At 41.7% G+C, this 10,168-nt stretch carries 8 protein-coding genes and 1 other RNA gene; 8 read left to right on the top strand and 1 reads right to left on the bottom strand.

Annotation, left to right across the window (positions count from 1 at the left end; translation table 11 throughout):
• Positions 1 to 906: Ig-like domain-containing protein (locus tag E7C97_RS08210; protein ID WP_316108835.1), on the top strand; the 906-nt coding region annotated here is incomplete at its 5' end.
• Positions 907 to 1,070: 164 nt separating this feature from the next.
• Here the strand turns inward: E7C97_RS08210 and ssrA are convergent.
• Positions 1,071 to 1,418: a transfer-messenger RNA gene (gene ssrA / locus E7C97_RS08205) on the bottom strand.
• 207 nt (positions 1,419 to 1,625) lie between these two features.
• Between ssrA and recJ the strand changes: the two genes are divergently transcribed.
• From recJ to mraW, 7 genes are all read left to right on the top strand, one after another.
• On the top strand, positions 1,626 to 3,851 hold the full coding sequence (recJ, locus tag E7C97_RS08200; protein WP_316108837.1) for a single-stranded-DNA-specific exonuclease RecJ: 2,226 nt from the start codon (positions 1,626 to 1,628) through the stop codon (positions 3,849 to 3,851).
• A 306-nt stretch (positions 3,852 to 4,157) separates the two neighbouring features.
• A complete protein-coding gene (locus E7C97_RS08195; protein WP_049526919.1) occupies positions 4,158 to 4,442 on the top strand; it encodes a DUF2695 domain-containing protein in 285 nt (94 codons plus the stop codon).
• A gap of 230 nt (positions 4,443 to 4,672) precedes the next feature.
• Positions 4,673 to 6,334, top strand: a complete 1,662-nt coding sequence (locus E7C97_RS08190) for a ribonuclease J (protein ID WP_316108834.1) — start codon at positions 4,673 to 4,675, stop codon at positions 6,332 to 6,334.
• Between the two features lie 65 nt (positions 6,335 to 6,399).
• Positions 6,400 to 7,179 carry an alpha/beta hydrolase family protein gene (locus E7C97_RS08185; protein WP_075228526.1) on the top strand — a complete coding sequence of 260 codons (780 nt, stop codon included), beginning with the start codon at positions 6,400 to 6,402 and terminating at the stop codon, positions 7,177 to 7,179.
• Between the two features lie 106 nt (positions 7,180 to 7,285).
• Entirely contained in the window at positions 7,286 to 7,987 is a 702-nt protein-coding gene (locus tag E7C97_RS08180) for a matrixin family metalloprotease (protein WP_316108832.1), read from the top strand.
• A gap of 70 nt (positions 7,988 to 8,057) precedes the next feature.
• The gene (gene uvrC, locus E7C97_RS08175; protein ID WP_316108830.1) at positions 8,058 to 9,881 is read left to right on the top strand and encodes an excinuclease ABC subunit UvrC; all 1,824 of its coding nucleotides are present in this window, start codon (positions 8,058 to 8,060) and stop codon (positions 9,879 to 9,881) included.
• A 71-nt stretch (positions 9,882 to 9,952) separates the two neighbouring features.
• Positions 9,953 to 10,168, top strand: a 216-nt coding sequence (gene mraW / locus E7C97_RS08170) for a 16S rRNA (cytosine(1402)-N(4))-methyltransferase (RefSeq protein WP_316108828.1), incomplete at its 3' end; no start/stop codon positions are given.

The raw sequence follows: 10,168 nt of genomic DNA, 5'->3' as shown, positions 1-10,168 counted from the left end.
ACGTTCCCAGATGGTACAACAGCAACTCTTACAGGTGCTCAAACAGTTAAAGAAGCTGATTCTAAAGGTGTTAAAGCTCCAACGACTAAGACACCAGTTAAAAATACAGCGAACTTGACTGATGCAGAAAAAGCTAAAGTTAAAGAAGCCGTAGAAGCAGCGAACCCAGGATCTAAAGCAGAAGTAGGAAACGATGGTTCAGCAACCGTAACGTTCCCAGATGGCTCAACAGCAACACTTACAGGTGATAAGACAGTTACTCAAGCTGATATCACAGCTCCAACAGCACCAGTTGTAAACCCAGTTAAAGCAGGTGACACAGCAGTAACAGGTACAGCTGAAGCAGGTTCAACAGTAGAAGTCACTCTTCCAGATGGAACTAAAGTATCAGCGAAAGCAGATAAAGATGGTAAGTTCAGTATTCCAGTAAGTGGTTTGAATGCTGGTGATACAGTTTCTGTAACAGCAACAGATGAATCAGGAAATACATCAGCTACAACTACAGTAACAGTAAGTAATGTTAATGTGGGTGGTAAAGAGGCTGATAATGCTAAAGTACCGGCTCTTACTCCAGTAGTAGATCCTAACAACTTGACAGATGCAGAAAAAGCTAAAGTAGCTGAAGAAGTTAAGAAAGCTAATCCAACTGCGACAGATGTTAAGGTGAACAATGATGGATCAGTAGTTGTAACCTTTGCGGATGGATCAGTAGCAACAATTGCAGTTAATAAAGTTGTTAAAGAAGCAACTAAAGAGTCATCTGCTCAAGCACCAGCTAAGAAAGCAGGAGCGAAAGAATTGCCAAACACTGGTACTAAACAATCTAACGCTTCACTTGGACTAGCACTTCTTGCAGCAGTGACAGGAGGACTCCTTATCTCTAAAAAACGTAAGGAAGAAGAGTAAGCCATTACTCAAATAAAGCAAATCTAAGAATCTTGATTCTATGAGATTGCTAGAAAAACCGTAAGAAGAAATTCTTACGGTTTTTTGATTGGTCTACTTAATGGAAAAGTGGGAAATAAGCAAACAAGCAAAAAAACGTTGAGAATTTCAACGTTTTTAAAATATAATGGAGCCGGTGGGAGTCGAACCCACGTCCAAACACCTGCTAACATATTTGTCTACAACCATAGGTTATGTATTGTTTTAACAGCTCCTCGACACATAACTCAAGCCTAGGAACTGCGAGTCTATAAATCTCTTATCAAACTGCTAGACAAAGTTTGATCGTATCTCGCTAATAATAAGACCTGTCATTGGACACGAGCAATCCAAATCGGGTCACGCCTGCTGGTTTTTAGGCAGCTAGAGCGTAAGAAGTGTTATTTTTTGCAGTTATATTTAACTGAGCGTTTACGTCGCCACACGAGTCGCAAAATATGCCTCATAATGCCTGTCGAATCCGTAACGACCCCAAAAGACAATACAATTATTATACCTTATCTGAGGGGAAATTGCAAAAGTCAAGTAAACAAATGGAAAGAGACTTTGGTATGTATATGTTTTATAAGTGGGTGCTTAGAGCGATGAAGAGTCATTAACTTAGTAAGAAAATCAAGAGAAAAACTGGAAATCATGTTATAATAAAAAGATAGAATCGTAAGAAAGAGTGGATGATTTTTTTGATAATTCCTACTTATAATTGGCAATTCGCTCCGCAAGTTGAGGAGGCGGATTTTACAAAGATAGCTAAGAAAGCTGGTTTGGGCCCTGAAGTAGCTCGTTTGTTATTTGAACGAGGCATCAAGGATGAGCCCAGTCTGAAAAAATTTTTAGAACCTTCTTTGGAGGATTTGCATGATCCCTACCTTTTAAATGATATGGAAAAGGCAGTGGAGCGGATTCGCCATGCTATTCAGCAAGGGGAACTGATTCTTATTTACGGGGACTACGATGCGGATGGGATGACTTCGGCTTCCATTGTCAAGGAAAGTTTAGAACAGTTGGGTGCTGAGTGCCTGGTCTATCTTCCCAATCGCTTTACGGATGGTTATGGTCCAAATGCCAGTGTCTACAAATATTTTATCGAACAGCAGGGTGTGTCTTTGATTGTGACGGTGGACAATGGTGTGGCGGGGCATGAAGCCATTGATTTGGCTCAGTCTATGGGAGTGGACGTCATTGTGACTGACCACCATTCTATGCCTGAGGTTTTACCAGATGCCTATGCTATTATCCATCCTGAACATCCAGGGGCGGACTATCCTTTCAAGCATTTGGCAGGTTGTGGGGTCGCTTTTAAGTTGGCTTGTGCCCTTTTGGAAGAAGTACAGGTTGATTTGTTAGACTTGGTTGCAATTGGGACAATTGCCGACATGGTCAGCTTGACGGACGAAAATCGTATCATGGTCCAATATGGTCTTGAGGTCTTGCGCAATACTCAGCGAATGGGATTGCAAGAAATGTTTGAAATCGCTGGGATTTCGAGTAGTGATGTGACAGAAGAGACAGTTGGTTTTCAGTTAGCACCGCGTTTAAATGCTCTAGGACGTTTGGATGATCCCAATCCAGCTATTGATTTGTTGACTGGATTTGACGACGAGGAAGTGCATGAAATCGCCCTTTTGATTCATCAAAAGAATGAAGAACGTAAGGAAGTTGTTCAGTCCATTTACGATGAAGCCAAGGGCATGGTGGATCCTGATAAAAGTGTTCAAGTTTTGGCTAAAGAAGGCTGGAATCCAGGGGTTCTTGGAATTGTAGCTGGACGCTTGTTGGAAGAACTAGGTCAGACAGTTATTGTGCTAAATATCGAAGATGGACGCGCCAAGGGAAGTGCTCGAAGCATAGAAGCGGTTGATATTTTTGAAGCTTTGGACCCGCATCGAGAACTGTTTATCGCCTTTGGTGGTCACGCAGGCGCTGCAGGTATGACCCTTGAAGCGGATAAGTTGGAAGTCTTGTCTGATCTTTTGGAAGCCTATATCCGAGAAAAAGGCGCAGATGTCCAAGGTAAAAACAATCTATTTTTAGATGAAGAACTGGATTTAGAGACCTTGAGTCTGGAGACGGTGAAAAGTTTTGAACGTCTAGCTCCTTTTGGGATGGATAACCAAAAACCTGTCTTCTATATTCGAGATTTTCAAGTTGAAAATGCTCGCGTTATGGGGACTGATAATGCTCATCTCAAGCTGAAAATTTCCAAAGGTGAGGCTAGTTTTGAGGTGGTCGCTTTTGGTCAAGGGAAATGGGCGACTGAATTCTCACAGACCAAGCAACTGGAACTAGCAGTGACTCTCTCTGTCAACCAGTGGAATGGTCAAACAACCTTGCAGTTGATGATGGTTGACGCCCGTGTAGAAGGTGTCCAGCTCTTTAACATCCGTGGTAAGAATGCCCTGTTGCCAGAAGGTGTACCTGTTTTGGACTTTACGCAAGAGTTACCTGATGTGACTTCTTGTTCAGCTATTGTTGTGAAGAATATCCCTGAGGATATATCCCTTCTTAAGAAAATCTGTCAGGAGCAGGAGTTTTCAGCTCTTTACTTTAAAAATGATATAGCTAAGGCTTACTACTTGACGGGCTATGGCACAAGAGAGCAGTTTGCAAAATTGTATAAAACCATCTATCAGTTCCCAGAGTTTGACATTCGCTATAAACTCAAGGATTTGGCGGCCTATCTCAAGATTGAGCAAATCCTATTAGTCAAAATGATTCAGATATTTGAAGAGCTTGGCTTTGTGACCATTGAAAATGGAGTCATGAGGGTAAATAAAGAGGCTGAAAAGCGTGATATTGCTCAAAGTCAGATTTATCAAAAACTGAAACAAACTGTTAAAGAGCAAGAGATAATGGCGCTTGGAACAGTCCAAGAAATCTATGATTTCTTGATGGAAAAAAGTGAATAGAGATTGAAAGAGTTGGCTTGCTGACTCTTTTTTTGCTATCAAAAACTACATCAATGAAAGGAATTTAGTGCTATAATGAGAGGAGTGAAGGACTGTTGAATCTTGTTGAAGAAAGTTATACTCTTCGAAAATCTTTTCAAACCACGTCAGCGTCGCCTTACCGTATATGTGTTACTGACTTCGTCAGTTCTATCCACAACCTCAAAACGGTGTTTTGAGCAACCTGCGGCTAGCTTCCTAGTTTGCTCTTTGATTTTCATTGAGTATTAGTTTCAATAGTCCCAGAGAAGTTAGTTGGAGTAGAAGATGGATAAAGAGAAGAAAAAGAAATTACTGGCAGAGTATAAGCAGCAACAGAAGAAAGAATTTGAAGCTAGTTTACCGATAACAAGGGAGATTTTTTTAGATTTGTTTGATTTTTTGGATCAGGAGTTAGAGTCGCTGACTTGTCCTGCTGATTTTACCTTGACTATATCCTTTCTAAAAGGGCGTGATTTAGAAGTTGAAGTGATTTTGGGATTTTTAGAAGCAAATGGAGCCTACTGTGACTGCGAAGTGCTTTATAATGTTGCTGACTTATTTGAAGATTAGACAGGATGGGAGCGCCAATTGTATCATTTGATCCTCTTATTAGTGCTGCTTTGTCCGTTATTGAACGGAAAGAGATAGTTGAAGTGCGATTATCTGTAAGATTCATTTTGAAAATTAGTAAAAAAATGGTATAATGAATGGAAAAGATTCGGCTGAAAGTGAATTGGACTTTCGGAAAAAGAGAGCTTTTAAAGCTCTACAAACAGTTGAAGTGACTATTCGGAGGAAAAATGAATACTATTAAATTAACAACACTTGGGGGTGTACGTGAGAATGGTAAGAACATGTACATCGCAGAGATTAACGACTCGATTTTTGTATTGGATGCAGGTTTGAAATACCCTGAAAATGAACAGTTGGGTGTCGATGTCGTTATTCCCAACATGGACTATCTGTTTGAAAATAGCGATCGTATTGCTGGGGTTTTCTTAACACACGGGCATGCGGATGCGATTGGCGCCCTCCCTTATCTCTTGGCAGAAGCTAAGGTTCCTGTATTTGGCTCAGAGTTGACTATCGAACTGGCCAAACTATTCGTTAAGGGAAATGACAGCGTCAAGAAATTTGATGATTTCCATGTCATTGACGAAAATACAGAGATTGATTTTGGTGGAACGGTAGTATCCTTCTTCCGTACAACTCACTCTATCCCAGAAAGTTTGGGTGTGGTCTTAAAAACGTCTGAAGGAAATGTTGTTTACACAGGGGATTTCAAGTTTGACCAAACGGCTAGTGAATCCTATGCTACTGACTTCGGTCGATTGGCAGAGATTGGTCGTGAAGGGGTCTTGGCTTTGCTTAGTGACTCAGCAAATGCAGATAGCAATATCCAAGTAGCAAGTGAAAATGAAGTTGGTGTAGAAATCACGCAAACCATTTCTGACTGGGATGGCCGTATCATCGTTGCTGCAGTTGCAAGTAACCTTTCTCGTATCCAGCAAGTTTTTGATGCGGCTGCGGAGACAGGGCGCCGTGTTGTTTTGACAGGATTTGACATTGAAAATATCGTCCGTACAGCGATTCGCTTGAAAAAATTGTCTCTAGCAAGTGAAAATCTTTTGATTAAGCCAAAAGATATGTCTCGTTTTGAAGATCACGAATTAATTATCCTTGAAACTGGACGTATGGGTGAACCGATTAACGGCCTACGCAAGATGTCTATCGGTCGTCACCGTTATGTTGAAATCAAAGAAGGTGACCTAGTTTATATCGTTACAACACCATCAATCGCCAAGGAAGCAGTGATGGCACGTGTAGAAAATATGGTCTACCAAGCAGGTGGAGTTGTCAAGCCAATTACTCATAGCTTGCGTGTGTCAGGACATGGGAATGCGCGTGATTTGCAATTGATGATCAATCTCTTGCAACCTCAGTATCTCTTCCCAATCCAAGGAGAATACCGTGAGTTGGATGCCCATGCCAAGGCTGCTATGGCAGTTGGTATGTTGCCGGAACGGATTTTTATCCCTAAAAAAGGGACTACCATGTCTTATGAGCATGGAGACTTTGTTCCATCTGGTGCAGTTACAGCAGGCGATGTCTTGATTGATGGGAATGCCATCGGAGATGTTGGGAATGTCGTTCTTCGTGACCGTAAGGTCTTGTCAGAAGATGGTATCTTTATTGTAGCTATCACTGTTAACCGTCGTGAGAAGAAAATTATCGCTAAAGCTCGGGTGCACACGCGTGGATTTGTCTATCTTAAGAAGAGCCGTGATATCTTGCGTGAAAGTACAGAGTTGGTGAACCAAACAGTTGAAGTTTACCTACAAGGTGAAGATTTTGATTGGGCAGAACTCAAAGGTAAGGTACGTGATCATTTGGCCAAGTTCCTCTTTGACCAAACCAAACGTCGTCCAGCTATCTTACCAGTAGTCATGGAAGCAAAATAGGATCAAATAGCAGGAGAAAGTCGAGTTTCGGCTTTTTCTTATCTTAAACGAAAAAGGAGCAAGTTATGGCAGTAATGAAGATTGAGTATTATTCAGAAGTTTTAGATATGGAGTGGGGAGTGAATGTTCTCTACCCAGATGCGTCTCGGGTTGAGGAGCCAGATTCTACGGATATTCCTGTCCTCTATCTCTTACATGGGATGTCAGGAAATCATAATAGCTGGCTCAAACGGACCAATGTAGAGCGCTTGGTACGAGGGACTAATCTAATTGTTGTCATGCCAAATACAAGTAATGGCTGGTACACAGATACTCAGTATGGCTATAACTACTATACAGCTTTAGCAAAAGAACTGCCTAAAGTGCTCAAACGCTTCTTCCCTAATATGTCTAGCAAGCGTGAAAAGACTTTTATCGCTGGTCTATCAATGGGAGGCTACGGTTCCTTCAAATTGGCCCTATCAACCAATCGTTTCTCACATGCAGCTAGTCTTTCTGGGGCTCTTAGCTTCGAGGAGTTTTCTCCTGAAAGCCAGGATTTAGGGACGCGTGCCTACTGGCGAGGTGTTTTTGGTAAAGTTAATGATTGGGTGAATAGCCCTTACTCACTTGAAACACTCGCTAAAAAGTCTGATAAGAAAACCAAGCTCTGGGCTTGGTGTGGTGAACAAGATTTCTTGTATGCTGCCAATAATCTAGCAGTGAAGAATCTCAAGAAACTTGGTTTTGATGTGACCTATAGCCACAGTGCAGGGACCCATGAGTGGTATTATTGGGAAAAACAATTGGAACGGTTTTTGGCTACCTTGCCAATTGATTTTGTTTTGGAAGAACGCTTGTCTTAGTTTTAGTTTTCTTTCAGCTTACTCAAGTAAAATAAGGAATCTATCTTTAGAATGGGAATCCATGGTTTAAAGGTAGATTCTTATTTTTTTAGAAAGGCGGGAAATCATGTTCTGGATTATACGTGTTCTATGTCGATTGTTACTAGGAATTTGGCGCATGTTCTGGCGCCTTGTGTGGACTCTTGTAGTCTTAATTCTCATTGCTTTAGGGATTCTCTGGTATGTGACGGGAGATTTATCTGGTGTCTTCAATCAAGCGGGGCAACTTGTTCAAGTTGGTCAAGCAGGTTGGCATCAATGGCAAGAAACTGGTAAGTTGCAAGGCTTGTCTCAGACCGATCATCATCAAGATTCAGGAGTAAAATGGCCCCAAGCGCAGGCGACAATTTATATTGATCCCCAAATGGATGCAACCTTTCAAAAGGATTACATTGAGGCTATTACCAATTGGAATCAGACTGGTGCTTTTAATTTTGTAGTTGTGACAGAACCTGACCAAGCAACTATTTTTGCGACTGAAATGAATGATGGTTCCACATCTGTTGCCGGTGAGGCGGAGAGTCAGACAAATCTCCTGACCAAACAATTTACTTCAGTAACAGTTCGTTTGAATCATTATTATCTATCTAATCCAAACTATGGCTATACCTATGATCGTATCTTGCATACGGCAGAGCATGAGCTAGGTCATGCTATTGGTTTGGAGCATACTAATGAAGTTTCAGTCATGCAGCCAGCAGGTTCTTATTATGGTATTCAGGCTCAAGATGTTCAAGCAGTTCAAGAACTATATGAGTCTGGAGAATAAGTGATTTTCAAACGAAAAATAGAGCTCCTTGATGTAAGCAATGAAGGGGGCTTTTTGCTATAATGGAACTATGAATAACTTGATTAAATCAAAACTAGAGCTCTTGCCGACCAGCCCTGGTTGTTACATTCACAAGGATAAAAACGGTACGATTATCTATGTAGGAAAGGCCAAAAATCTACGCAATCGTGTACGGTCCTATTTCCGTGGAAGTCATGATACCAAAACAGAAGCCTTGGTGTCTGAAATTGTGGACTTTGAGTTTATTGTTACGGAGTCTAATATTGAAGCCCTCCTTTTGGAGATTAACCTGATTAAGGAAAACAAGCCCAAGTACAATATTATGCTCAAGGACGACAAGTCCTATCCTTTCATCAAAATTACCAATGAGCGCTATCCTCGCTTGATTATCACCCGTCAGGTCAAGAAAGACGGAGGTCTCTATTTTGGACCCTATCCTGATGTGGGGGCGGCCAATGAAATCAAGCGGCTTCTGGATCGGATTTTTCCTTTTCGTAAGTGTACTAATCCACCGTCTAAGGTCTGTTTTTATTACCATATCGGCCAGTGCGTGGCTCACACCATTTGTAAGAAAGACGAGGCTTATTTCAAAGCCATGGCTCAAGAAGTCTCTGATTTTCTAAAGGGTCAGGATGACAAAATCATCGATGACCTCAAGGAAAAGATGAATGTGGCAGCTCAGAGTATGGAATTTGAACGTGCAGCTGAATATCGAGATCTGATTCAGGCAATTGGAACCCTTCGGACCAAGCAACGAGTTATGGCCAAGGATCTCCAAAATCGCGATGTCTTTGGCTATTATGTAGATAAGGGTTGGATGTGCGTCCAGGTATTCTTTGTCCGCCAAGGTAAGCTCATTGAGCGTGATGTCAACCTTTTTCCTTACTACAATGATCCAGATGAAGATTTCCTGACTTACGTTGGGCAGTTTTATCAAGAAAAATCTCATCTGGTTCCCAATGAAATTTTGATTCCTCAGGATATTGATGAAGAGGCAGTCAAAGCCTTGGTGGATACCAAGGTTCTCAAACCCCAACGTGGGGAGAAAAAACAATTGGTCAATCTAGCTATCAAAAATGCGCGTGTTAGTCTAGAGCAAAAATTTAACCTGCTAGAAAAATCAGTTGAAAAGACTCAAGGTGCCATTGAAAACTTGGGACGACTCTTACAGATTCCAACCCCAGTCCGTATCGAGTCCTTTGATAACTCCAATATCATGGGGACTAGTCCAGTTTCTGCCATGGTTGTTTTTGTCAATGGGAAACCGAGCAAGAAGGATTACCGCAAGTACAAGATAAAAACAGTTGTGGGACCAGATGACTACGCAAGTATGCGAGAGGTTATCCGCAGACGCTATGGTCGAGTTCAACGTGATGGCTTGACCCCGCCAGATTTGATTGTCATTGATGGTGGCCAAGGTCAGGTTAATATTGCCAAGCAGGTCATTCAAGAAGAGTTAGGGTTAGATATTCCAATCGCAGGTCTGCAAAAGAATGACAAGCACCAAACCCATGAATTGCTCTTTGGAGATCCGCTTGAGGTGGTAGAGCTGTCTCGGAATTCGCAGGAATTTTTCCTCCTACAACGCATTCAGGATGAGGTCCATCGCTTTGCGATCACCTTCCACCGTCAACTGCGCTCTAAAAATTCCTTCTCCTCTCAATTGGATGGAATTGAAGGCTTGGGTCCAAAACGCAAGCAGAACTTGATGAAATATTTCAAATCTCTGACAAAAATCAAGGAAGCCAGCGTGGATGAGATTGTCGCAGTTGGTATACCAAGAGCAGTAGCAGAGGCTGTTCACCAACACTTGAATCCTCAAGAGCGTGTAGAACTAGCTCAGGTAGCAGAGTCGCCTGCTGAATACAAGTGATAAAGTAGTAAGGAAAGGTTTTTGCTTTAGCGAGTGCAAGCTAGTCAGAATTGTGGTAAAATAAATAAGATATGACTAAAGAATTTCATCATGTAACGGTCATGCTCCATGAAACTATTGATATGCTTGATGTGAAACCTGACGGTATTTACGTTGATGCGACCTTGGGTGGAGCAGGCCATAGCGAGTATTTATTAAGTAAACTAAGTGAAAAGGGGCATCTCTATGCCTTTGACCAGGACCAGAATGCCATTGATAATGCGCAAAAACGTCTGGCGCCTTATATC

It is taken from the genome of Streptococcus sp., assembly GCF_032481935.1.
Classification (GTDB): Bacteria; Bacillota; Bacilli; order Lactobacillales; family Streptococcaceae; genus Streptococcus.
Note: the sequence above shows the minus strand (reverse complement) of the source record. Positions and strands in the feature narration are given on the sequence as shown.

Bases quoted from the DNA above. Each gene is read 5' to 3' on its own strand.
- E7C97_RS08190 (WP_316108834.1), top strand. From the start codon at position 4,673: ATGAATACTATTAAATTAACAACACTTGGGGGTGTACGTGAGAATGGT.
- E7C97_RS08195 (WP_049526919.1), top strand. From the start codon at position 4,158: ATGGATAAAGAGAAGAAAAAGAAATTACTGGCAGAGTATAAGCAGCAA.
- E7C97_RS08180 (WP_316108832.1), top strand. From the start codon at position 7,286: ATGTTCTGGATTATACGTGTTCTATGTCGATTGTTACTAGGAATTTGG.
- E7C97_RS08185 (WP_075228526.1), top strand. From the start codon at position 6,400: ATGGCAGTAATGAAGATTGAGTATTATTCAGAAGTTTTAGATATGGAG.
- uvrC (WP_316108830.1), top strand. From the start codon at position 8,058: ATGAATAACTTGATTAAATCAAAACTAGAGCTCTTGCCGACCAGCCCT.